This is a genomic window from Rhizobium sp. USDA 3886 (assembly GCF_056279785.1).
The window spans coordinates 1117156-1139560 of record NZ_JBWCDC010000001.1 but is presented as its reverse complement, the minus strand read 5'-3'; the positions used below and the strand labels follow the sequence as shown (position 1 = coordinate 1139560).

Annotated in this window: 17 protein-coding genes; 8 read left to right on the top strand and 9 right to left on the bottom strand. The window is 62.5% G+C overall.

Annotation, left to right across the window (positions count from 1 at the left end; all coding sequences use genetic code 11):
• Positions 1-63: 63 nt before the first annotated feature.
• Positions 64-6369, bottom strand: coding sequence for an apolipoprotein A-IV repeat region-like domain-containing protein (locus ACZ9BX_RS05885; RefSeq protein WP_476216369.1), 6306 nt, complete (start codon positions 6367-6369; stop codon positions 64-66).
• A 466-nt stretch (positions 6370-6835) separates the two neighbouring features.
• Between ACZ9BX_RS05885 and ACZ9BX_RS05880 the strand changes: the two genes are divergently transcribed.
• Positions 6836-7204: an Hpt domain-containing protein gene (locus ACZ9BX_RS05880; RefSeq protein ID WP_476216367.1), complete on the top strand. Its 369-nt coding sequence runs from the start codon at positions 6836-6838 to the stop codon at positions 7202-7204.
• Positions 7205-7405: 201 nt separating this feature from the next.
• Complete coding sequence (locus ACZ9BX_RS05875; RefSeq protein ID WP_027511814.1) at positions 7406-7726, top strand: 2Fe-2S iron-sulfur cluster-binding protein; 321 nt, start codon at positions 7406-7408, stop codon at positions 7724-7726.
• A gap of 283 nt (positions 7727-8009) precedes the next feature.
• Here the strand turns inward: ACZ9BX_RS05875 and ACZ9BX_RS05870 are convergent, their stop codons facing one another.
• Positions 8010-8636 (bottom strand): DUF922 domain-containing Zn-dependent protease, encoded by a 627-nt coding sequence (locus ACZ9BX_RS05870; protein ID WP_476216365.1) that lies wholly within the window; start codon positions 8634-8636, stop codon positions 8010-8012.
• Between the two features lie 104 nt (positions 8637-8740).
• Between ACZ9BX_RS05870 and folP the strand changes: the two genes are divergently transcribed.
• From folP to folK, 3 genes are read left to right on the top strand one after another with little or no spacing between them, the layout of a single operon-like run.
• The gene (gene folP / locus ACZ9BX_RS05865; RefSeq protein ID WP_476216363.1) at positions 8741-9601 is read left to right on the top strand and encodes a dihydropteroate synthase; all 861 of its coding nucleotides are present in this window, start codon (positions 8741-8743) and stop codon (positions 9599-9601) included.
• Positions 9602-9606: 5 nt separating this feature from the next.
• The gene (folB, locus tag ACZ9BX_RS05860) at positions 9607-9978 is read left to right on the top strand and encodes a dihydroneopterin aldolase (protein ID WP_476216362.1); all 372 of its coding nucleotides are present in this window, start codon (positions 9607-9609) and stop codon (positions 9976-9978) included.
• On the top strand, positions 9959-10486 hold the full coding sequence (folK, locus tag ACZ9BX_RS05855) for a 2-amino-4-hydroxy-6-hydroxymethyldihydropteridine diphosphokinase (protein WP_476216361.1): 528 nt from the start codon (positions 9959-9961) through the stop codon (positions 10484-10486). The genes folB and folK overlap by 20 nt, the downstream gene beginning before the upstream one ends.
• Positions 10487-10542: 56 nt before the next feature.
• Here the strand turns inward: folK and ACZ9BX_RS05850 are convergent, their stop codons facing one another.
• The 4 genes from ACZ9BX_RS05850 to ACZ9BX_RS05835 all read right to left on the bottom strand — a co-directional run bounded on the left by ACZ9BX_RS05850 (position 10543) and on the right by ACZ9BX_RS05835 (position 14433).
• Positions 10543-11094 (bottom strand): hypothetical protein, encoded by a 552-nt coding sequence (locus tag ACZ9BX_RS05850; RefSeq protein WP_027511809.1) that lies wholly within the window; start codon positions 11092-11094, stop codon positions 10543-10545.
• A gap of 214 nt (positions 11095-11308) precedes the next feature.
• Positions 11309-12391, bottom strand: coding sequence for a YcjF family protein (locus tag ACZ9BX_RS05845; RefSeq protein WP_476216358.1), 1083 nt, complete (start codon positions 12389-12391; stop codon positions 11309-11311).
• A complete protein-coding gene (locus ACZ9BX_RS05840) occupies positions 12388-13863 on the bottom strand; it encodes a YcjX family GTP-binding protein (protein ID WP_476216356.1) in 1476 nt (491 codons plus the stop codon). The genes ACZ9BX_RS05845 and ACZ9BX_RS05840 overlap by 4 nt, the downstream gene beginning before the upstream one ends.
• Positions 13864-13938: 75 nt before the next feature.
• The gene (locus tag ACZ9BX_RS05835; RefSeq protein WP_087003789.1) at positions 13939-14433 is read right to left on the bottom strand and encodes a SixA phosphatase family protein; all 495 of its coding nucleotides are present in this window, start codon (positions 14431-14433) and stop codon (positions 13939-13941) included.
• 275 nt (positions 14434-14708) lie between these two features.
• On the opposite strand from ACZ9BX_RS05835, the gene dksA reads away from it, so the two are divergent.
• Positions 14709-15128: an RNA polymerase-binding protein DksA gene (gene dksA, locus ACZ9BX_RS05830; protein ID WP_027511805.1), complete on the top strand. Its 420-nt coding sequence runs from the start codon at positions 14709-14711 to the stop codon at positions 15126-15128.
• Positions 15129-15188: 60 nt separating this feature from the next.
• Here dksA and ACZ9BX_RS05825 read toward each other — a convergent pair whose 3' ends face one another.
• On the bottom strand, positions 15189-16217 hold the full coding sequence (locus ACZ9BX_RS05825) for a flagellar biosynthetic protein FliO (RefSeq protein WP_476216353.1): 1029 nt from the start codon (positions 16215-16217) through the stop codon (positions 15189-15191).
• A gap of 268 nt (positions 16218-16485) precedes the next feature.
• Here ACZ9BX_RS05825 and cckA point away from each other — a divergent pair, with 268 nt between their 5' ends.
• Positions 16486-19095, top strand: a complete 2610-nt coding sequence (gene cckA / locus ACZ9BX_RS05820; RefSeq protein ID WP_476216351.1) for a cell cycle histidine kinase CckA — start codon at positions 16486-16488, stop codon at positions 19093-19095.
• Between the two features lie 28 nt (positions 19096-19123).
• On the opposite strand, the gene ACZ9BX_RS05815 is transcribed toward cckA, so the two are convergent.
• Both ACZ9BX_RS05815 and ACZ9BX_RS05810 read right to left on the bottom strand, forming a co-directional pair.
• A complete protein-coding gene (locus ACZ9BX_RS05815) occupies positions 19124-20050 on the bottom strand; it encodes a pseudouridine-5'-phosphate glycosidase (RefSeq protein WP_476216349.1) in 927 nt (308 codons plus the stop codon).
• Between the two features lie 30 nt (positions 20051-20080).
• Positions 20081-21022 (bottom strand): carbohydrate kinase family protein, encoded by a 942-nt coding sequence (locus ACZ9BX_RS05810; RefSeq protein WP_476216347.1) that lies wholly within the window; start codon positions 21020-21022, stop codon positions 20081-20083.
• Positions 21023-21254: 232 nt separating this feature from the next.
• Here ACZ9BX_RS05810 and recA point away from each other — a divergent pair, with 232 nt between their 5' ends.
• The gene (gene recA, locus ACZ9BX_RS05805; protein WP_087003779.1) at positions 21255-22343 is read left to right on the top strand and encodes a recombinase RecA; all 1089 of its coding nucleotides are present in this window, start codon (positions 21255-21257) and stop codon (positions 22341-22343) included.
• Positions 22344-22405: the final 62 nt, after the last annotated feature.

Below are 22405 nucleotides of genomic sequence, written 5' to 3'. Positions count from 1 at the left end.
TATGCATGTGAAAGGGCCGCTTGCGGGCGGCCCTTCGTGTAGTGATCTTCAGCTTCGCTTCCCTTAGCTCAAACGCCCTGCGGCGTGGGCCAGCATCGTGTAGACCTTGCCGGTGTCCGATGTCAGGTAGGACTGCGTAATCGTCTGGTCGCGGTCAGAGCGGGCGACGTCGGCAAGCAGCTTCTCGAAATCGGCGATGTAGCGGTCGACGGCGGTGCGGAATTCCGGTTCGCGGTCGTATTTGCGCTTGATCTCATCGAAGGTCTGCTGGCCCTTCAGCGTGTAGAGGCGGCGGGTGAAGACGTCGCGCTCACCGCGCTGGTAACGGCGCCACAGATCGACCGAGGCGTCGTGATCGATCGCGCGGGCGATATCGACCGAGAGCGAATTCAGCGATTCGACGACGTGGCGCGGATTGCGGCTATCGGCGCTGCGCTGTGCTGGCGCAGGCTGGGCGCTCGGGGCTGCCGCGCGTGCGGGAGCTTCCTCGGCGGCTTCGTCGCGCGAGGCACCACGCAGCAGGTCGCTGATCCAGCCCCCGGTTTCCTGGCGGGCAGGCGTGGCTGGAGCGGGGACGGGACGCTGCGGGGCTGCGGCTGCCGGCGGAGCGATCGTGCCGCGGAGCGCAAGGCCGTCTTCAACGACGGGCGGGCGGGCGGGCGCCGGGGCAGGCTGCTGGGCCGCCGCAGGTGCCGGGCGCGGCGCGGGCTGGGCATGTGCGGCTGCGCGGGCAACCGGCTCGGAGATTTCGAGCTGCTGCGTGGAGCGGCCGACGATCTGCGAAATGTCCTGCAGCGCCTTGATTTGCTCGGCAACGGCGCGGCGCATCGCGGCCGCACTTTCCTTGGCTTCTTCCGGAAGGTCGAATGCGCCGCGCTTCAATTCGCTGCGCGTCATGTCGAGTTCCTTGCGGATATCGCCCGCCGAGCGGCGGATTTCGTCGGTAGCGCCGGAGAAGCGGGAGACCGCTTCCTCGACGGCTTCGCGAAGCGATTCCCGCAGCTGCTGGGCAGCGCCGTCCGACGCACGGCCGGCCTCGCCGAGCATGCGCTCGACATCCGAAAGCGACGCCGTCAGCCCGCCGCGAAGGCGGTTCGAGAGATCGTTCGCACGGCGTTCGGCATTGCCGAAGGTGCCGTCGATCGTTGCATTCGCTTCTTCGCCGGCCTTGACGATCGAGTTGCGCATCGCCTCGGCGGCTTCCTCGGTACGCTTCTCGGTCTCCGAGAGCACGCGGCCGATATCGGCGAAGGAGGACTGTACGCCCTGGCGCAGATTGCCGGTGACCTGGTTGGAGCGCTGTTCGGCGCGCTCGAAGGCGTTCTCGACCATGCTGGAAAGCGCGCGCATGGTCGTTTCGATCTCTTCGGAACGCTGGACGAGGCCGACGGAGAGGTTCTGAAGAGCGTCTTCACGTTCCTCGAGCGTCGACACGAGGTTCGACTGTGCAGCCGCAAGCAGGTTCGATGCCTGGCTCAGAACCTTCGAGTGCTCGTCGAAGCGGCCGATGATGCCGCCGACCTGCGCCAGCGTCTGGCCGGAGATGTCGGAGAGGCGATCGACCTTGCCTTCGAGCAGGCGGGTCGACGCCGACACCATTTCCGCCGCCTTGGAGGCCGAGTCGGTGAAGCGCGAGGTGGTCTCGCCGAGGCGGCCATCGACGTCCGTCAGATTTTCCGCCGCACGGCTCATCATCGTCGCCATCGAGGCGCTGTTTTCGGACAGGCGCTCGATCAGCGCGTTGACGTTGCCAAGCAGGCTCGTTTCGATCGTATTGACCGCGGTGGCGGCGCTCTCTGTGCGGGCCGCGATCGCATTGGCCAGCGCCGCGTTTTCGGCGCGAAGGCGGTCGGCACTCTGCTCGGCGGCGGCGGCGATGCGGGCCGCAGCCTCCTTGCCGGTTTCCGCATAGCGCTCGATCATCGGGCGTGCGGTTTCATCGATCAGCCGCGACAGCTCGGAAGAACGACCGGCGAGCATGGAATTGAGCTCGCGGGTGCGTTCGTCGAGCGTCGAGCGGATTGTGTGACCCCGGGCCTCGAGCGCTTTTTCGACATCCGTCAAGGTCGCATCGATTTCACGGGCCTGGTCTGTCAGGCCTGAGCGGATCGCGCTGCTGCGGGCTTCGAGAGCCTTGTCGACGTCCGACATTGTGGCGGCAATGCCTTCGCTGGCGCTGGCGATTGTCGAGCGGATTGTGTGACCCCGGGCCTCGAGCGTTTTTTCGACACCCGTCAAGGTCGCATCGATTTCACGGGCCTGGTCTGTCAGGCCTGAGCGGATCGCGTCGCCGCGGGCTTCGAGAGCCTTGTCGACATCCGACATTGTGGCGGCAATACCTTCGCTGGCGCTGGCGATTGTCGAGCGGATCGCGTCGCCGCGGCTTTCCAGCGAGGACTGGGCCTCGGAGAGGGCCTGCGAAATGGCATTGACCTGGCCGCTGACAAGCGTTTCGGCCTCGGCGACCTTGTTAACGATCGCATTGCCGGCTTCGGAGAAGGTCTGGGCGACGGCGGCGGCCTGGCTCGCAAGACGGTTCTGCGCCTCGGACACGCGGCCGACGATCTGTTCGGAGCGCTCGTCCATGGCACGTGCGAACTCGCTGCTCTTCTGGTCGAGACCTTCGGTGAACTGCTGGCCGGTGCGGGCCATCAGTTCGGCCGTGCGCGCAGCTTCGGCATCCATGCCCTGGGCGGCATCGGCAACGGCGCTGCGCAGCGTCGAGGCGAGACCGGCTGCCTTGCCTTCGATCGTCTGGTTGACGGCATTGAGGCCAAGCGTGAGCGCCCGGTCCATGGTGGACAGGCGTTCGTCGATATGTTCGCTGCCGCGGTGCATCGCCTGTGCAAGGTTCGCTGTGCGGTCGTCGATGGACGTTGCAAGATTTACGGCACGGTCGTCCACGACTGCGGCAAGCACGCTCGCTCGCTCGTCCACCACAGAGGTGAGGGCTGTCGCCCGCTCATCAATGGCGGAGGCAAGGCTTGCCGTGCGCTCATCGATGGCGCTGGAAAGCGTGTCGCTTGTGCTTTCCAGGACGGTCGTAACGCGCAGGGCGGCATCGTCGCCGAGTTCGCGCAGTTGCGAAATGCTGTCGTTAAGTGTTTCCGCAAGGCGGCTGCCTGCGGCATCCACCTGCGTTGCGACACCACCGACGCCGTCGCGGATCCGGTTTTCGAGAGCAGCAAGGCCTGCTTCGACGCGCGAACCGGTTTCGGCAAACCGGCCGGTCATGCCGTCGATCGACTGATCGAGGTGCGTGGAGAAGGTTTCTGCCGAACGCGAGATTTCGCTTGCTGCATCTTGGAAGCGGCCGGCGATCTGGCCGGCGCCCTCGCGCAGACGCTCTTCGAGCGACCTGGCGCTGTTGTCGATCGTCTGGCGAATGGAGGCTTCGTGATCTTCCAGCGACATTTCGAGCATGCTGGCGCTTGCGGCGACCGACGCGCCGATGGTCGTCGCCTGCTCCGACAGCGTATCGCTGAGCTGCGCATGCGCGTTGCTGAGCGAAAGGCTGATCGCGTTCGCACGGTCGTCCAGCGTTGCGCGGATGCGGTCATGGGCCGAGGCGAGGCCGCCGTCGATGCGCGCGGTTGCTTCGCTGGTGAGCGCTTCCATGCGTGCGGCTGCTTCGCCCGTCAGTGTCTCGAGGCGATTGTTGCTGCTGGAGAGCGTCGAGGAGAGCGCTGCGGCGTGTTCGCCGAGCGATAGTTCGAGCCGTTCCTGGTTGTCGGTGTAAGCGCTGCGGATCGCCTCAGCCTTGTCGGCGAAGGCGCCGGCAACCCGGGCCTCAGCACCCGCAACGGTGTCGAGGAGTGCGTTGGTGCGGGCCTCGAGCGCGCTGTCGAAGCGACTCTGGCTGTCGTCGAGCGAGATGGCGAGCGCCATCGTCTTTTCGTCTAGGGCGTCGGCGAGGCGGTCGTGATTGCTGGAGAGCGCGCTGACGAGCGCGCTACTGCGTTCCGCCATGACGTCGTCGATGCGTTCATGGGCGGAATCGAGGGCCTGCGTGATCGCGTCGGCGCGCTGGGAGATGACGTTGTTGAGCTCGTCGGCGCGGCCGAAGGCGGAGGTGATCTGCTCGGTGCCGGCGGAGACGGCTGCGGTGAGGTCGGACGTGGTCGACAGCAGGGTCTCGCGGAATTCCGTCGAACGCGCCGCCAGGTTGTTGTGAAGTTCGGAGGTGCCGGTTGCGAGCGCCAGCGAAATTTCACCGGTGGCGTTCTGCAGGGCGGATGCCAATTCGCTGGTACGGCCCGAAAGATTCGCCTGCAGCTCGGAAGTGCCGGACGTGAGAGCCTCGGAGAGCTCGCCCTTGGCATTTTTCAGCGCCGAGGTCAGCTTACCGGTATGGCTCGAAAGGTTCTCCCGCAGATCGGTGGTGCCGGACGCCAGGGTCTCAGAAATTTCATCCTTTGCGCTCTGCAGTGCGAAGGTGAGCTCGCTCGTGCGGCCTGAAAGGCTACCATGCAGTTCGGAAACGCCCGAAGCGAGCACCTGAGAAATCTCGCCGCTTGCGGACTGCAAGGCAGAGGTGATCTCGCTCGTGCGGCCCGACAGGCTGCCATGCAGCTCGGAAACGCCCGAAGCGAGCGCCTCAGAAATCTCGCCGCTCGCAGACTGCAGCGCAGAGGTGATCTCGTTGGTGCGGACCGAAAGGGCGCTGGAGATTTCGTCGACCTTGCTGCCGAGAGAGCTTTCGAGAACCTCCTGACCGGTGCTGAGCGCAGTCGCCAGCGCGAAGGACTGGTCGGTCATCGAGGCGCCAAGGCGCTCGATGCTGGAATTGAGGATGCCGTCGATCGATTCCGAGCCGCCGGCCAGCGTCTCGTTGATGCGCGCGAGGCTTTCCATCAGCTTGGTGTCGAGCGAACCGGCGCGCTTGTCGAAGGCATTCGCGAATTCCGCCACGCGTTCGTCGAACGCGGTCGACATCTGGGCGACGGTTGCCTGCAGGCGCTCGTCGAAGAAGCCGGAGCGCAGGTCGAGGTCCATGATGGCGTCGTCGGCGCTGGACTGCAGGCTCTGACGGAAGCTTGCGCTCTTCTCGTCGAGCGACGCATTGAGCTTGGAAAGCACGTCATCGAGCGTGCCGGTGATTTCGCGTTCGCCGCCGGTCAGGCTTTCGTTGATTTCGCGCGTGCGGGCGATCAGGATTTCGTTTAACTGGCGGGCGCGGTCGTTCAGCGCCGCATTCAGCTTCTCTGCGCTGCTGTCCATCGTGGAGGCGCGCGTTTCGAACTGGCTGAGCAGTTGCTCGCCGCGATCGTTGAGGTTGGAGGTGAGCGATTCCAGACGCGTGTCGAATTCGTGCGCCAGCGCAAAACCGGAGGAGGTCAGCGTTTGCAGCAGCGAGTCGGTCTTGGCGGCAAGAAGCGAACCGAGCGACTGGATCGCGGTTTCCGACTTTTCCGTCAGCGTTGCGGCGCGGGTGTCGATCATCGATGCGAAGGCTTCGCCGGACGTTGCAAGGCGCACGGCGATTTCTTCCGTCGCAAGCGAGAGGTCTTCCTTCAACTGGTCGTGGACGCCGACGATCGAGCTGCGGATTCGCTCGGCATGATTGACGATCGCTTCGCGCTCTGAACCGAGCTCATGAACCAGGCCGCGCACGCGCAGTTCGTTATCGGCGTAGCTGCGCTCAAGCGCGTTGACTTCGGAGTGAACCAGCGTTTCGAGCTCGGAAGCGCGCGCGATCGTTCGCTCGATACCTTCGTTCATGGCCGAGACCTCGCGGCGAACGGCTTGGCCGACGGTCATGATGCGTTCGGACGCGATCGTTTCCGGCTCGGCGAGACGCAGCGCCACTTCCGCCATCGAGCGGGCGGCATTGCGCATGTCCTGAGCACGCGAGATCATGATCCCAAACGCGTAGAACAGAAGGACCGGCACGATGACGCCGATGATGCCGGCAATGACGCCGGGGAGGGCCACGAGATCGGCGACGGAGCGGATCTGCCAAATCTGTGGCGAATAAAGCAGGGCCATCAGGCCGGCGCCGCCGACGATCCACAGCAGCGAGAAGAGCGTGGCGTTACGGACGGCCGAACGCGTCGAGCCGCCGTCCAGCGATTTCAGAATGGAGGCCGCCGTCATGCGGTTGGCGTCGTTCGCCGCGGCCAAGGCCGGGGAACGGGGCGTCTGCTGCTCGGCCGCTCTGGAGCTGCGGCCGCCACGGCGCTGGCTCTCGTCCTGATCCTGGTGATTGCTGCGTGCAGATGGCGTGTCGGACACTTTGGCCTCCGGGGCGTCGGGCGTTTTAGCGCCACGAGACGGCGCCTTCTGCTGGCTGAAGTCGATCTGGAGAGCTTCGTCTAATGCTTTGAACGCCTTGTCCTCGATCGACTCGCTGTACTTGTTGTTCGCCATTCGGTTACGCCTCGTTACATCCCAGCCGGTTCAGCCGCATTTTCCCAGACAACGCCGCGTCCAGGTTTTCAACCCTTGCCTCTGACCTTCCCATCCAAGCCGGCGGACGGATAAGTATGTCATTTCAGAGTAGATAGCCGCTTTTTCAAACAGACGGTATCAAAACATTACCACTATCCACTTGGCCCGCAAAGGCGCGTACCATAAACCTACTCTACTAGTATCGTAGTGACACATCCGGGCTTCCGAGACAATTAATGAAGCCTTGCTAATCACCATCCATTAATCTGTTGTTAACATAATTTAACGCGGACGGATGTCGAAAAACCAACAATTTAAGGGCGTTTAGCGGCTGTTAACCATAGCGCGAGAATTCCGCCCTCAATGTGCCAGAATTTAACGCGATCGCCACTCTCCAACCGCAGTGTGAATCCAAGTGCGGGGTAAAGACGGGAGTATTGGGCACATGGCAGCAGTCAGTATTGCATTCGAGGCGCCGGATAATTCCAAGGGGCCATGCCCCTCGAAGGCTCGTCCGATCGACCTTGTTCATCTGGCAAAGCAGACAATGGGCGACAAGGCGCTGGAAGTCGAGGTGCTGCAGATCTTCGCGCGCCAGGCACGCGGCTGCCTGAACGAAATTTCATCAGGCGACGCAAAGAGAATCCAAGCCGCGGCCCACCGGCTTAAGGGCGCGGCGAGCGCCGTCGGGGCTTTCGGCGTATCCGAAGCAGCAGAGGCGATCGAGAACAATTGCAGCGATGCGGCGAATATGGCCGCCGTCGGGGCCGCCGTCGTCGAGGCCGAGAATTTCATTCTCAAGCTCAGCCGCTAGAGCTGGGCATTTTAAGCCGCTCGACCCGCTGCTCCATTCAGGAACAGCGGGTCTTTTTGTGGCCAGCGGTATGACGCAAACGGAAAAGCCTGTCGCTTTTAAATATGGAATGAAACCGTGAAGGCGGTCGATGTTGACTGCTCATCAGATTTGTTGGAAGACAAATTCTGATCCTCCCCTCTATGATTACCGGAAAATATCATGCCCAAACTGACTATTGTTGCCTTCGACGGCACGCGCTTCGATCTGGATGTCGACCAGGGGTCGACGGTGATGGAGAATGCCGTGCGCAACTCGGTGCCGGGTATCGAAGCAGAGTGCGGCGGCGCATGCGCATGTGCGACCTGTCACGTCTATGTCGACGATGAATGGACGGAGCGTGTCGGCCCGCCGGAAGCGATGGAGGAAGACATGCTCGACTTCGCCTTCGATGTTCGCCCGACTTCGCGGCTTTCCTGTCAGATCAGAATGAAGGCGGTGCTGGACGGACTCATCGTACATGTGCCCGAGCGGCAGGCCTGATCCGTGCAAAAAAAGCCTCGCGCGCCGGATGACGTGCGAGGCAAGGCGGGCGCATAACCATCGGGCGAGGGAGGACCGCCCGCGGCTTAGAACGCGCCAGGAGAACCCAGCGACAGAAGATCAGGTCAATCCCACCTGAACTTCCGAATGTGTTCATATTAGCGCGTGCGGGTTGAGTCGCATATCGCTAATTTTCATCATTCACAGGCTGGGGAGGAGGAAAGCTTCGCACAAGTTTCGTTGCCCAGCTAACGATCTTGCGTGTTTTTTTTCAGAAATTGGGCTATCTTTCGCCACCGGATGAACTGATTCGCTTGTTGAGCAAGCGCATCATCCGGTTCTGGAAGTTGACGGCCTCGACGCGGTCGAAACGCGCCTGCAACCTATCGTGTTCTTCTATTCCCCGGTTCGATTCTTCCGTGACAAGCTCCTGCATTGCTTCGCAGGTGCGCTGAGCCCGCAGTGCGAGGATATTCCGTTCCATGACACGCGCCTGTGTGCGGGCGATTTCCGCATGCCGCTCCTCATGTCTCTTGATGTCGCTCGAGAGCGTATCCCAGATCATCGACAGTTGCTTGCTTGCGCCGTTGCGGTTTCGCCAGCGCGGCAGGATGATCTGCGTGTGAACGGTTACTTTCGCGCTGGTGACGCGGCAGCGGCCGTTCTTCTGCAGGTAGGTCGCCTCGCCGCCGAAGCGGATTTTCGTCGCGCCGGGGTGGCGCGCGGACGAGCCGCTCGCCGTCGGCCCGCGGCGGCTCAGCTCCTCGTCGAGCTCGCCGGCGCTCTTTCCGCGGATGTCGAAATAGGAGTAACTCTTGGTCGCAACGACTTGAGCCGAGGCGGGAATGCAGAGGGCAACAGTCATGGAAAAAGCGAGGACGAAACGCATATAACGCGATGCGGAAGGCATTCTTGACGCTACCCGTGTTGAAGTTTGGCGGAGCTTGGGGCATAGCCACCGCGAGCGCAATATAGGGGCGTCGGCTTTTTTTATAATCAATGGGATAACCCCCGATGCTACAGCTTCAAAGCAGTTTCTGGCGCGTGGCGCACGGCCGCGAGATAGAACTCGGGCCGCGCGGCGTAATCATGGCGATTATCAATGTGACGCCGGATTCCTTTTCGGATGGCGGACGCTACGCAAGCGTCGATGCCGCCGTGGAGCACGCACTTCAATCCGTCAGCGAGGGGGCGTCGATCATCGACATCGGCGGGGAATCGACACGTCCCGGAGCGGCCGAAGTCAGCCCTGCGCAAGAGCAGTCGCGCGTACTGCCAGTGATCGAGGCGCTGCGTGGCAGGAGCGACGCGCTGATTTCGATCGATACCTACCGGGCGGAGACGGCGCGGCTCGCCGTCGGGGCCGGTGCGCATATCGTCAACGACGTCTACGGATTGCAGAAGGAGGAGGAGGCGATCGCCAAGGTTTCGGCCGACACCGGCGCCGGGCTCTGTCTCATGCATACGGGCCGGGGCCGCGAAAAGCTTCCGGACGTGATAGCGGACCAGTATCATTTCTTGGTTCGCTCCCTGGAGATCGCGGCGGAAGCAGGCGTCATGCGCGAGCGGATCGTGCTCGATCCGGGCTTCGGCTTTGCCAAGGACGCCGACGAGAACCTGGAGCTAATGGCGAGGTTTGCCGAATTGCAGCGTTTCGGATTACCGCTGCTGGCCGGCACGTCGCGCAAGCGCTTCGTCGGGGCGGTCACGGGGCGGGATGCGGCTGAACGTGATGTTGCGACGGCGGCGAGCAGTGCATTGCTCAGGCTGCAGGGGGCTGCGGTTTTTCGGGTGCACAATGTCGCAATCAACAGGGATGCGCTGGCGATGGCGGATGCTATGCTGGCCGCGCGTCTGGATTTCGAGCGGAGATAGGGCTGATGGGCACGAAATATACAATCACGCTGCAGAATTGCGCCTTCTTTGCGCGTCACGGGGTTCACGACGAGGAGGAGTTCCTCGGCCAGCGGTTCTTCGTCGATGCCGAGCTCGACGTCGTGGCGGCGGGCGCGCTCGAAAGCGACTCGATCGACGATACCGTGAACTACGGGATTGCCTTTACGGTGATCGAGGAGATCGTCACGGGCAAGCGCCGCTATTTGATCGAAGCGCTGGCGCTCGATATCGCCAAGGGCCTCTGCGAGAAATTTCATCAGATCACGCGCGCCAAGATCACGGTGCGCAAGCCGAATGCGCCGGTACCCGGCGTTCTCGATTTCGTACAGGTGAGCATTGAACACTTTGCCGGCTGACCGATTCAGGCCCGCGATACTCGGTCTCGGCGGCAATCTCGGCGATCCCGTCAAGTCGATGGCTGCGGCGCTGCGGCTACTCGACAGGCGTGATGATTGCCGGGTGACTGCGGTGTCGCGGCTTTATCGCACGCCGCCTTGGGGCAAGACCGACCAGTCCTACTTCTTCAACGCATGCGCGGCACTCGACACATTGCTCGAACCGGAAGCGCTTCTCGACGTCTGTCTCGGCATCGAGCGCAATATGAAGCGTGAGCGCATCGAGCGCTGGGGACCGCGAACGCTCGACATCGATCTGCTGACATACGACGATGTCGAACAGGAAGCGCCGAGGCTGGAACTGCCGCATCCGCGCATGACCGACCGGGGCTTCGTTCTGATGCCGCTTGCAGATTTTGCCTCGGACCTCATCGTCAAGGGCCGGACCGTTGCAGACTGGCTTTGCGAGGCGGATACCCAGGGCATCGAAATCGCGGATGTCAATCGCGATTGGTGGCGCAGCGCGTGAAATGAAAAAGCGGCGAAGAGCCCGCCGCTTGATGTGTCCATCTCTACCTGCCGTCGCTATTCGACCGAGCCGACCGTCATTTCATCGATCTGACGGGTCAGCGTCAGGCCGATCACCGGGATCATGCGGTCTTCCACCTTGACCGAGACAGTGACGTTCATCGTCTTGTCGTCGCGGACGCGGGCGATCATCGCGCCGTTCAGCTTGGCGCGGTTCAAGCCGACGACCACGGTGTCCCGTGTGACGGTGCCCGAGACGACGTCGAGACCTTTGCCGGCGGCGCCATCGAGGAATTTGCCTTTATAGCCGCTGCTCGACTGGGTGATGAGGGCGGACATCGGCTGCTTGAAGACGCCGACGCGGCAGGAGCCGTCGAGCTTGATGCCGGCACCGCCGTCGCTCGTGGCAGAACCGATGAGATTGCAGCTGAATTTCGTGCCTTTGTATTTGCCGGCGACGATCTCGCCCGGACCTCTCCATGAGCCCGCGACAGATTCGAAGAAGGCCTTGTCGCGTGTTGCAGCAGTCGCAACAGGGGCAACATCCGCCACCGGAGACAATGCCGCAGCGGCGAGGCCGCAGACGAAGAGAAACTTGCGCGAAGACATGGATTTTTCCTGACCCAAACACCACCCGTTACTGACCCGGAGTTTTGCCGAATAATGGTTAACGGTTGGTTTCCGGCGGCGAAGCACAGTGAAAATCACGGGCTTTCGGAGCGCTCAACACCGTCAATTCAGGCCGCTAGAATCATGAACTTTCTGCTTTTTTCGGCCCTTTCCGTAACGGAAGGCGAGGAAGCGCGAAAATGTTATCTGCTGCTTATTTGCTACTGGCGCGCGGCACCACGGAGGGCGCTAGATCGCCGATGAAGTCGCCGATTCCCGGCCGTTTCAAGGCGCGAAAGGCAAGCGGACGGCAAAGATCCATCGCGGCTATGCCGATGCGAGCCGTCATCAAGCCGTTGATGACGCCTTCGCCGAGCCTGGCCGAGAGCCTGGAAGCAAGGCCGTGGCCCAGGACCTGTTGCACAAGGCTGTCGCCAACGGCGATCGAGCCGGTGACGGCAAGATGCGCCAGAACGTCCCGCATCAGGCGGATCATGCCGAGCGTGCCCGGCCTGCCGCCATAAAGCTCGGCCATGGCGCGGATCAGGCGCGAGGCTTCGAAAAGCACGTAGAGCAGATCGACGATCGCGCGCGGGCTGACGGCAGTGACGATCGAAACACGCTTCGACGAATTGACGATCAGCGCTCTCGCCTGGCGGTCCAGCGGGGCCAGCAATTCGCGTTCGGCAAGGGCCACGAGATGCGGCGCGTCGATGATGTCGCCTTCGGCGGCTTTCAAAGTGGCGCGGCCCTTGGCGGTTTCGGGCTTTCCGGCAAGCAGGTTTGAAAGATTCTTCACCAGGGCGCGTGCCTTGGCGGGCCTTGTTTCCAGGATGGCCGCTTCCGCCTCGGCCTTGATCGTCTGAACCGCTGCCAGGCGCATCATGCCTGCTGTTTCGCGGATGACCATGGCGATAACGGCAAGGATGCCGATCGCGAGTGCCGCGAGCGCCGTGTAGCCCAGCCAGTCGGCGCGGGAAAAGAGGTCGCGGATCAGGCTGTCGGTCCAGAGGCCGAACGCGAGCGACAACAGCACGCCGAAGGCAGTGAGCGCGATCTTGACAAAGGACGTGCGCCGTTTGCGCGGCACGGCGACCGGCAAAGGGGCGATATCCTTGTCCGGGTTAATGAAGGGGTCGTCTTCGTCCGATGTGAGGACGACTTCGCCACCGAAGCTTGCGGGCCTGCGGTGTTCCTGCTTCCTGTCCGTCTCGATCGGGCGCGGATCGTCGTCGTATGCAAAGGCCGCCGGTGTGCGGCGCGGTCGATCCGAATCTCCAGAAGCGGGTTTGCTCATGCGAGGCGGTCTCCAAACAGAAACTGCATGGCCCGGTCGAGCCGGATATGCGGCACCGAAAGCTTGATGCCGCTGCCGGTTTCCTCAAGCTGCGGCGGCCGGAAGCGTACGATATTCACATCCGGCAATTGGACATTGCGGCTTGCAGATTCAATGCCGTCGAACAGGCTTTCGGGGTTTTCTGGAAGGTCGCCGGGGAAGATCGCCGTCTTCCTGATGCCGTCGAAGCGTTCGCCGGCGATCGTCTCGCCATCGATCGGCGTGCCGACGATCACCGGCAAGTCGTGGCCGTCGCGCCTGACGGTCGCCTCCCGCGTGGCGCGCACCGAGGCAAGCGCCATGACGTCGATGCCGGCACCCGCCATACCGATCCGCTGGATGGCGCGCTCGACGAGGCGGCGCGTCAGCGCATCGAGTCGATCGTGGCTCTCATGGTGCAGATGATCCGCTTTGGTGGCTGCCACGAGAACGCGGTCGATCCGTCGGCCGAGGAGCGACGAGAGCAGCGAGTTCGTGCCGGGACGGAAGCAGGCTAGCACATCCGTCAGCGACCGCTCCAGGTCCTGGATCGCCTCCGGGCCGCGGTTCATCGCCTGAAGCGCGTCGACGAGAACGATCTGGCGGTCGAGCCGGGCAAAATGTTCGCGGAAGAAGGGTTTGACGACGACCGATTTGTAGGCCTCGTAGCGGCGCTCCATCATCGCCCAGAGCGAGCCCTTGGGCGGTTTGCCTTCGGAAGGCAAGGCGAGCGGCGCAAAAGTAAGCGCGGGCGAGCCTTCAAGGTCGCCGGGAAGCAGGAAACGGCCGGGCGGCAATGTCGACAGCGAGCGCTCGTCGGCCTTGCAGGCTTTCAGGTAATCGGTGAAGGCCATCGCGAGATCGCGCGCCTGCATCTCATCGGCGGCGGCTTTGACGTCGGTGGCTATGGTCGGTGCGAGCCAGCTGCGGGAGAGTTCAGCGCGGATGCCGCTGCGGGCAAGCGCCAGCGTCTCCTCGCTGTAGGTCCGATAGTCCTTTGTCAGCAGCGGCAGATCAAGGAGCCACTCCCCGGGGTAATCGACGATATCGATCGACAGGCGGCCGGGCGAGAACAGCCGGTTCCAGCCGCTGGCGCTCTGATAATCCAGCGTGATGCGCAGTTCGGATATGGCGCGGGTCGAATCCGGCCAGACACGGTCTTTCACCAGCGCCCGGATATGGTCCTCGTACTGGAAGCGCGGCACGGCGTCGTCCGGCTGCTGTTCCAGCCGCACGGCCGACACCCGGCCGGACTGAACCGGCTCGAAAAGCGGCAGACGTCCGCCGTGCAGCAGATTGTGCACAAGTGACGAGATGAAGACGGTCTTGCCGGAGCGGGAAAGCCCGGTGACGCCAAGGCGGATAGCCGGATTGACAAGGCTCGAGGCGCGGTCTGCGAGGTTATCGAGCGCAATGCGCGCGTCGTCGGTAAGTGATGTCAAGCTTGGCGGCAAGGCGGGTTTCCGGTTGTCAGTGCTCAAGCATATAGGATGCGGATGCTGCCCGAAAAAGAAGCGACGCGAAAGACGTCAGTCGTGCAGAAAGTCCGTGAGCTTCCACTCTGCGGCTGCGTCGTCGAAATCGACGACCGCAAGGCCGGCCGTGGGAAAGCCATTCGGCAATGCACGCAGCAGGGCATCGTAACCGATGAGCGCTTCGAGCGCCTGCTCGGTCGTCGGGTTGTGGCCGACCAGCATGACGGAGCCGACGTTTTGGGTATTGATGATCTCGAGATAGACATCGGGGGTGGCGTTGTAGAGTTCGTCGACGTAGAGGATGTCGAGCGACAGGCCCATGGCGCGGTGCACGGCGTCCGCGGTCTCGCGGCAGCGCCTTGCCGTGGAACTGATCAAAAGATCCGGCCGGTAGCCCTTGTCAGCCGCGCGGTCTGCCACCAGCTCGGCGTCGTCATAGCCCCTATCGTTCAGGGGCCGGTCGAAATCCCGTTCGCCGGGCTGCGCCCAGGCGGCTTCTGCGTGCCGCAACAGATAGATTCGTGAGGGTGGAGGCAAGGTTGCGGCCATAGAAGAATCCACGAGCGAAGGAGCCTTTTCAGTAGCGTCCGCGGATCACCGGCGTCAACCGCATCGGCACAGCGACGGCGCAAAACAGCAAGCCCAACACACCTTCTTGAACGGGAAGCAAAAACCAACAATCCTAATAGTGATGCAAAAATAAATTGTTAGCTTCAAAATATGACAGATTTAAAAATCTGTTTACCTGTCGTATTTGGCTTGAATCCGCGATAGCGCTTGGGATATACACCCCGCCATATGAGATGTTCTTCAGGAGAATCGCGTTGAGTGAGAAGATCGATCTTAGCAGTTACGTTCCCTCGGAAGACGAGGAATTCATGAACGCAAGCCAGCGGGCTTACTTCAGAGCCAAACTCGTAGCCTGGAGGAACGATATCCTTAGAGAAGCGCGCGAGACGCTCGATCATCTCGCAGAAGAAAGCGCCAACCACCCGGACCTCGCGGACCGGGCCTCTTCCGAAACAGACCGGGCGATCGAACTTCGCGCCCGCGACCGCCAGAGAAAGCTGATCTCCAAGATCGATGCAGCATTGCAGCGTATCGAAGACGGTACCTACGGCTACTGCGAGGAAACCGGCGAGCCGATCGGCATCAAGCGCCTCGACGCACGTCCGATCGCAACGCTGTCGATCGAAGCGCAGGAGCGTCATGAGCGCCGCGAGAAAGTATATCGCGACGAATAGGCTTTCGGCCTCGTTGCAGAATATCGAAGGCACCGCGGTTTGCGGTGCCTTTTTTCTTGCTCACTTTTCGCGATTGACGCTCATTTCGCCGAAGATGCGGGCCACTTCCTTTTGAAGGTCGGCATCGGCGCCGGTGATCGGCGCCATTTCCGGATCGCGGCGCGGCAGGCTGCCGGATTGCGGCGGAACCGGGCGGGTGGGCGCGTTCGGTGTGGGAACGATGCGCTGCGCAGCAAGCGTATTGTTCATCTCTTCCTGAAGAATGCGTTCGAAATCGCTGGGCGATTCCTTCGGAGCTGCGGCTGCGTCGCCGGTAACAACCGGCACGCCTTCGGCAACGGTCGGAAGGCTCTGCGCCGGCGGCGTCGAGACCTGCGGCTCCACCCGCTGCTGCGGCAGAACGCGCTGGCGGGCCGCGTCGAGGATGTCGGCGGCGCTGGCTGCCTCGATCACCGGGGAGGCGGGTCGCTCAGGTGGCCTCGGAATGATCGGTGGCGGAGCAGTGGGGCTGGCAGGCTCCCGCGCGATGTTTGCCGCCACGGTCGATGTTGCTGCCGGCTCCGGTTCAGCAGGCGCCGCGGCAGGAGCGGCCACTGCGGGATGCAGACGCGGCTCGACGGCAGGCGCGGGTGCCGGAGCGTAGGGTTCAGCAGCTTCCGGTTCGCGCTCGAAGGCCGCGACGGGCCTTGCAGGCTCGGCACGCGGCTCTTGGGGCATCGCGACGACCGGTTCAGGCTGAGGCTGAGGCTGAGGCTGGGGCGCGGGCGGGGCTATGAATGCGCGCTCCGAGCCGTCGTCGGTATCCTGCAGGATGCGGCTTTCGATAACGATGTCAGTCGGGCCGCCGATCATGACAAGATGCTCGACGTCGTCACGGCGCACGAGCACCAGCCGGCGGCGCGTATCGACGGCTGCAGCATCCAGCACCTGCAGACGTGGCTGCCGGTTCTTGCCGCCGCGCACGAAGGGCGAAGGCGCCCGGCTGCGGAGGATCCACATGATGCCGATCAGGAGCAGCAGCGCGATGCCGACGCCGCCCGCTGCGAGGAGGAAACGGCTGCCATAGGCGCCCATTACTTCGTCGAACATGGTCTTCTACTCCGGTTGCGGCATTCGCCATAACATGACGGCTTTTCAGCTCCTTAGGCAATAGGCTGCCTGCTTGTCCAGTCACGGCCGAACACAAGGACCTGTTTCTCGTTGTCGAAAGTGGCGCCGTTCGTTGTGAATTCAAGCATTCTTGGCTCTTCATACTGTTTTGGCGGACGCAGCAACTTGCTAAGAAGGAACGAACGCCTGATTCCTGCTTTCTCTTGAGAATATAAGCGAATGCTGAACAGGCTCATGCGAGGAATAGATGACGACACCACGTCAGGCTGACGACTACAATGCCCCGATCGTGGATCGCGGAGGACGTTCGGGAACGGCTGTTCGCATCATTCTTCTGGCGCTTGTGCTTGTCGCAGCCGCAGCCGCCTTCGTCTACTTCAAGGATTCGCTTGAAAACGAGATGGTTCTTGGCGTCCTCGGCGTGCTGGCCATGGTCGGCATCTTCTTCCTCGTTTCGTCGGTTATCGGCTTCATCGAGGTCATGCCGCAGCGGCAATCGGATAGCCTTGCGCGGTCGTTTCTCAACAGCCACCCGGACGGTTCGCTGATCACCGACGAGAAAGGGCGGATCATCTATGCCAACGCCGCCTACGGAAAGCTGACCGGCGCCCGCAAACCGACCGAGGTGCAGACGCTCGAAGCGCTGCTTTCGCGCCACCGGGAATCGAACGAAGCGCTTTACCGTCTGTCGAACGGGCTGCGCGAGGGCAGGGAGGGGCAGGAGGAATTCCGCCTGCTGCGTGCTCTTGGCCCGGCAACGAACAATTCCGGCGCTCACTGGTACCGTCTCAAGGCGCGGACGCTGCGAACCGAGGAAGGTGCCGGCAAGCCGCTGCATATCTGGCAGATCAGCGACATCAGCGCCGAGCGCGACGACCAGGAGCGCTTCTTCAAGGAGTTGCAGAACGCGATCGATTACCTCGACCATGCGCCGGCAGGTTTCTTCTCTGCAGGGCGCAAGGGCGAGATCTTCTACCTGAACGCAACGCTCGCCGAATGGCTCGGGCTCGATCTCACGAAGTTCGTGCCGGGCTCGATGACGATCGGGGATCTCGTGGCGGGCGGCGGGCTGGCGCTCATCCAGTCGGTTCAGGCCGAGCCCGGCCTCAAGAAAACCGATACGCTCGACCTCGACCTCAAGAAGGCGAACGGGCAGAGCCTGCCGGTGCAGCTCATCCACAGCGTGACCTCCATGCGCGACGGCGCGCCGGGCGAGAGCCGGACGATCGTGCTGAGAAGACAGCCAGGCACCGAGAACGAGCAGTCCGCTTCCGCCGCCGCGATGCGCTTTACGCGCTTCTTCAACAACACGCCGATGGCAATCGCCTCGGTTGACGGCGACGGGCGAATCCTGCGCACGAATGCCCCGTTCCTGAAACTCTTCTCCGGCATCGTTTCGCGCGATGACGTCGAAAATGGCGCAGCGCTCGAAGTCATCCTTCAGGAAACCGACCGGCAGAGGCTGAAGGACGCCCTGGCGGCGGCGAAGGACCGCCAGGGCGATATCCCGCCGATCGATTCGCGCATGCCGAGCGACGAGGCGCGCCATTTCCGCTTCTACGTCAACGCCGTCATCGACCAGAGCGACGAGGCGCCGGAAGAGGCCGCGATCGTCTATGCCGTCGAGATGACGGAGCAGAAGGCGCTGGAAGCACAGATGGCGCAGACGCAGAAAATGAATGCGGTCGGCACGCTTGCGGGCGGCATCGCGCACGACTTCAACAACGTGCTAACGGCGATCCTCTTGTCGTCCGACCATCTGCTGCTGCAGGCGCGGCCGTCGGATGCAAGTTTTGCCGACCTGATGGAAATCAAGCGCAATGCGAACCGCGCCGCGGTTCTCGTGCGCCAGCTGTTGGCCTTTTCGCGCAAGCAGACGATGCGGCCGACGGTGTTGAACCTCACCGACGTTGTCGGCGACCTGCGCATGCTTGTCGACCGGCTGCTGTCCGGCACCAATGTCAAGCTCGATGTCGAATACGGCCGCGATCTCTGGCCCGTGAAGACGGACCTGTCGCAGTTCGAGCAGGTGCTGATCAATCTTTGCGTCAATGCGCGCGACGCGATGCCGGAGGGTGGCAAGCTGACGCTGCGCACCCGCAACGTGACGGCGGCGGAAGTGGCCGGTTTCAATTATTCCTACATGCCGCATGAGGACATGGTGCTGATCGAGGTGGCCGATACCGGCACCGGGATTGCGCCCGACATCATGGACAAGATCTTCGAACCCTTCTTCACAACCAAGGAAGTGGGCAAGGGGACGGGTCTCGGGCTGGCGATGGTCTACGGCATCGTCAAGCAATCCGGCGGCTATATTCAGCCGGAATCCGAAGTCGGCAAGGGAACGACTTTCCGGGTCTTCCTGCCGCGCCATGTCATCGATCCGGCCGTCGCCGCCGAGTCGGACGCCATTGCGGCAGCCGAAGCCGGGGCGGCTGCACAGAAGTCGGCCGCAGGCCAGCCGGAACAGCCGGAAGACCTGACGGGCAACGCCGTCATTCTGCTCGTCGAAGACGAGGAGGCGGTGCGCCGCGGCGGCAAGCGCATGCTGGAAACACGCGGCTACACCGTCCACGAGGCCGGCTCGGGCGTCGAGGCGCTCGACATTCTGGAGGAACTGGACGGCAAGGTGGACATCGTCGTTTCGGACGTCGTCATGCCGGAGATGGACGGGCCGTCGCTGCTGCGCGAGCTGCGCAAGAAATATCCGGACATGAAGTTCATCTTCGTTTCCGGCTATGCTGAAGACGCTTTCGCCCGCAACCTGCCGCCGGACGCCAAGTTCGGCTTCCTGCCGAAGCCCTTCTCGCTGAAGCAGCTCGCCGTCGTCGTCAAGGAAACGCTGGAAGGCGAATAGGGAGGCGGTAACCGCCGCCCGTCCGATTTCAATCGTCGAGCGCCACGGCAATTTCAGCCGCCAGGCGGGCGTTGTTCTCGACGAGCGCGATATTCGTCTGGAGGCTCCGTCCGTCCGTCAGATCGAAGATCGTGCCGAGAAGATAAGGGGTGACGGCCTTGCCGCTGATTTCGTCGCGTTCGGCGCTGTCCAGCGCCCGCTCGATGTAGATTTCCATCTCCTCGCGCGGAATTTCATCTTGTTCCGGAACCGGATTGGCGATCAGCATGCCGCCGTCGATGCCCAACTGCTCACGGGTGATCTGGAAATTGGCGATGGCGGCCGGGCTGTTCAGCGTCAGCGGGCTGCGCAGGCCTGAGGAACGGGACCAGAAGGCTGGGAACTCTGCGCTCTCGTAGGTGACGACGGGAACGCCGCTGGTTTCCAGGACTTCCAGGGTCTTCGGAATATCAAGGATCGCCTTTGCGCCGGCGCAAACGACAATGACGCCGGTACGGGCGAGCTCCTGCAGGTCGGCCGAGATATCGAAGCTCTCTTCGGCGCCGCGATGCACGCCGCCGATACCGCCGGTGGCAAAGACCTTGATGCCGGCGCGGGCGGCGGCGATCATCGTTGCGGCAACCGTCGTGGCACCGGTGCGGCGCTCGGCGATGGCGAATGCGAGATCGGCGCGCGAGACTTTCATCACGTCCTTCTCCTTCGCGAGCTTCTCAAGCTCTTCCGGTTCCAGGCCGATATGCAGAATGCCGTGAATAACGGCGATGGTTGCCGGAATGGCACCTTGCTCACGGATGATCGCTTCGACGCTGCGGGCCATTTCGATATTGCCGGGGTAGGGCATGCCGTGGGTGATGATCGTCGATTCAAGCGCCACCAGCGGCGCACCGCGCTGCTTTGCGGCGGCAACCTCCCTGGAATAGGAGACTGGCAGGAGGGGGGAGATCGGTTTCGTCATTGTCTCTTCCGTTTCATCGATATTGCCGCTTCAATGCAGAATTCTGGCACGCTGAACAAGGGCAAGCGTTTCCGCAAGCAGTTTCGCCGAGAGTTTTTCGTTGACGGCATAGGGCGACTGGACCGTGAGTGCAGCAGCCGCCGCGCCGTGCCGCAGGGCTTCTTCGAGCGGCAGGCCCTGCATCAAGGCGGAGAGGATGCCGGCCGCAAGCGAATCGCCGGCGCCCGTCACGTCGGCGACGGTTTCGACCGACGGAGGCTCAAGGCAGAAAGCGCCGTCCCTGCCGAAGGCGATCAGTTCGCGCTGCCCGCGTGTGATGACGCCGCTCTTCAGGCCGATGTCACCGAGCAGTGACACCCAATCCTCCGGCATGTCAGGGAGCTGGCCGATCAGGGCTGCGGCCTCGGCCTCATTGAGGAAGAGATAGTCGATGCCGCCGATACACGGCTTGAGCTTGACCACTTTTGCCGGCGATATGGCAATCGCGGCCACGGGTATGCCGAGCGCATTGGCCCGGCTGACGATCGCCGCGATCGTCTCTTCCGGCAGGTTCGCATCAAAAAGGATGAGGTCGTTTGCCGCGAAGGCTTCCCGGACCCAGCGGATCGCCAGCCGGCGCGGCACGAAGTAGCGGTAAAGCTCCATGTCGGCGAGCGCGATCACCAGGTTGCCGTCCCGCTCCAGAATGGCCGTGTAGCTCGGCGTCTTGCGATCGAGAAAGACGAAGGGTCGGTCGCTGATACCGGCCGCATAAGCCGCCTCCGTCACCAGATCCCCTGCCGGATCACCGCCGCGCGGCGAAATCATGGTGACGTCGAAGCCAAGGCGCGCAAGATTCCTTGCGGCGTTGAAGCCACCGCCGCCCGGTTCCTCGAACCAGGTGCCGGGGTTGCTGGCGCCCGGCGCCGTCTCGCCGGAAATGCGCCCGCGCCGATCGATATGCGCGCCGCCGAAAACGAGGATTCTTTTCATCGTCCTGAATGCTCCCAGCCGGTGGAGGAAACGAATCGTACAGAGGCGCCGGATGCCGCAGCCCCAGCCAGACGCTGCCTAAGTCGTTGCTTTGCATCGATAAAACAAATATAGAACACGGAACGTTTTACCTTTTTCTTTCAATTGTTTGGGCGCCCATTGCGCGGCTGGAACAAATAGGGTACAAACTCGATATTGCTCAAGCGGCTTCAATAACCTAAAGGTGGATCGGATGTCTCAAAATTCATTGCGGCTCGTAGAGGACAAATCGGTGGACAAAAGCAAGGCGCTTGAAGCGGCACTCTCACAGATTGAGCGGTCGTTCGGCAAGGGCTCGATCATGAAACTCGGCGCGAACGAGAGTGTCATCGAGGTCGAAACGATTTCGACCGGCTCCCTCAGCCTCGATATCGCGCTCGGCATCGGCGGTCTTCCGAAGGGTCGCATCGTTGAAATCTATGGGCCGGAAAGCTCCGGCAAGACGACGCTTGCACTGCAGACGATCGCCGAAGCGCAGAAGAAGGGTGGCATCTGCGCATTCGTCGATGCGGAACATGCGCTCGATCCGGTCTATGCTCGCAAGCTTGGCGTCGATCTCCAGAACCTTTTGATCTCGCAGCCGGATACCGGTGAGCAGGCGCTTGAGATCACCGATACACTGGTGCGCTCCGGCGCCGTCGACGTTCTCGTCGTCGATTCCGTTGCGGCTCTCACGCCGCGTGCTGAAATCGAAGGCGAGATGGGCGACAGCCTGCCGGGCCTGCAAGCACGTCTGATGAGCCAGGCGCTGCGTAAGCTTACGGCTTCGATCTCCAAATCGAACACCATGGTGATCTTCATCAACCAGATCCGCATGAAGATCGGCGTCATGTTCGGCTCGCCGGAAACGACGACGGGCGGCAATGCGCTGAAGTTCTATGCCTCCGTCCGTCTCGACATCCGCCGTATCGGCGCGGTCAAGGATCGCGAAGAGGTGGTCGGCAATCAGACCCGCGTCAAGGTCGTCAAGAACAAGATGGCGCCTCCCTTCAAGCAGGTGGAATTCGACATCATGTATGGCGAAGGCGTTTCCAAGACCGGCGAACTGATCGATCTCGGCGTCAAGGCCGGCATCGTCGAGAAATCCGGTGCCTGGTTCTCCTATAACAGCCAGCGTCTCGGCCAGGGCCGCGAGAACGCCAAGCTCTTCATCCGCGACAATCCGGACATGGCCCGCGAGATCGAGACAGCGCTTCGCCAGAATGCCGGGCTCATTGCCGACCGCTTCCTGCAGAATAGCGGGCCGGACGCCAATGATGGCGACACCGACACGGATATGTAATTCGCAGCTTCAGCTTTGCTGCATCGAAACCGGCCGCATTCCTTGATCAGAATGCGGCCGGT

Excerpts from the sequence above, each read along its gene's own strand:
- ACZ9BX_RS05875 (WP_027511814.1), top strand. The coding sequence starts at position 7,406 with ATGCCCAAACTGACTATTGTTGCCTTCGACGGCACGCGCTTCGATCTG.
- ACZ9BX_RS05845 (WP_476216358.1), bottom strand. The coding sequence starts at position 12,391 with ATGAGCAAACCCGCTTCTGGAGATTCGGATCGACCGCGCCGCACACCG.
- ACZ9BX_RS05810 (WP_476216347.1), bottom strand. The coding sequence starts at position 21,022 with ATGAAAAGAATCCTCGTTTTCGGCGGCGCGCATATCGATCGGCGCGGG.
- ACZ9BX_RS05835 (WP_087003789.1), bottom strand. The coding sequence starts at position 14,433 with ATGGCCGCAACCTTGCCTCCACCCTCACGAATCTATCTGTTGCGGCAC.
- ACZ9BX_RS05825 (WP_476216353.1), bottom strand. The coding sequence starts at position 16,217 with ATGTTCGACGAAGTAATGGGCGCCTATGGCAGCCGTTTCCTCCTCGCA.
- ACZ9BX_RS05885 (WP_476216369.1), bottom strand. The coding sequence starts at position 6,369 with ATGGCGAACAACAAGTACAGCGAGTCGATCGAGGACAAGGCGTTCAAA.
- folP (WP_476216363.1), top strand. The coding sequence starts at position 8,741 with ATGCTACAGCTTCAAAGCAGTTTCTGGCGCGTGGCGCACGGCCGCGAG.
- cckA (WP_476216351.1), top strand. The coding sequence starts at position 16,486 with ATGACGACACCACGTCAGGCTGACGACTACAATGCCCCGATCGTGGAT.
- ACZ9BX_RS05870 (WP_476216365.1), bottom strand. The coding sequence starts at position 8,636 with ATGCCTTCCGCATCGCGTTATATGCGTTTCGTCCTCGCTTTTTCCATG.
- recA (WP_087003779.1), top strand. The coding sequence starts at position 21,255 with ATGTCTCAAAATTCATTGCGGCTCGTAGAGGACAAATCGGTGGACAAA.
- ACZ9BX_RS05850 (WP_027511809.1), bottom strand. The coding sequence starts at position 11,094 with ATGTCTTCGCGCAAGTTTCTCTTCGTCTGCGGCCTCGCCGCTGCGGCA.
- folB (WP_476216362.1), top strand. The coding sequence starts at position 9,607 with ATGGGCACGAAATATACAATCACGCTGCAGAATTGCGCCTTCTTTGCG.
- ACZ9BX_RS05880 (WP_476216367.1), top strand. The coding sequence starts at position 6,836 with ATGGCAGCAGTCAGTATTGCATTCGAGGCGCCGGATAATTCCAAGGGG.
- ACZ9BX_RS05815 (WP_476216349.1), bottom strand. The coding sequence starts at position 20,050 with ATGACGAAACCGATCTCCCCCCTCCTGCCAGTCTCCTATTCCAGGGAG.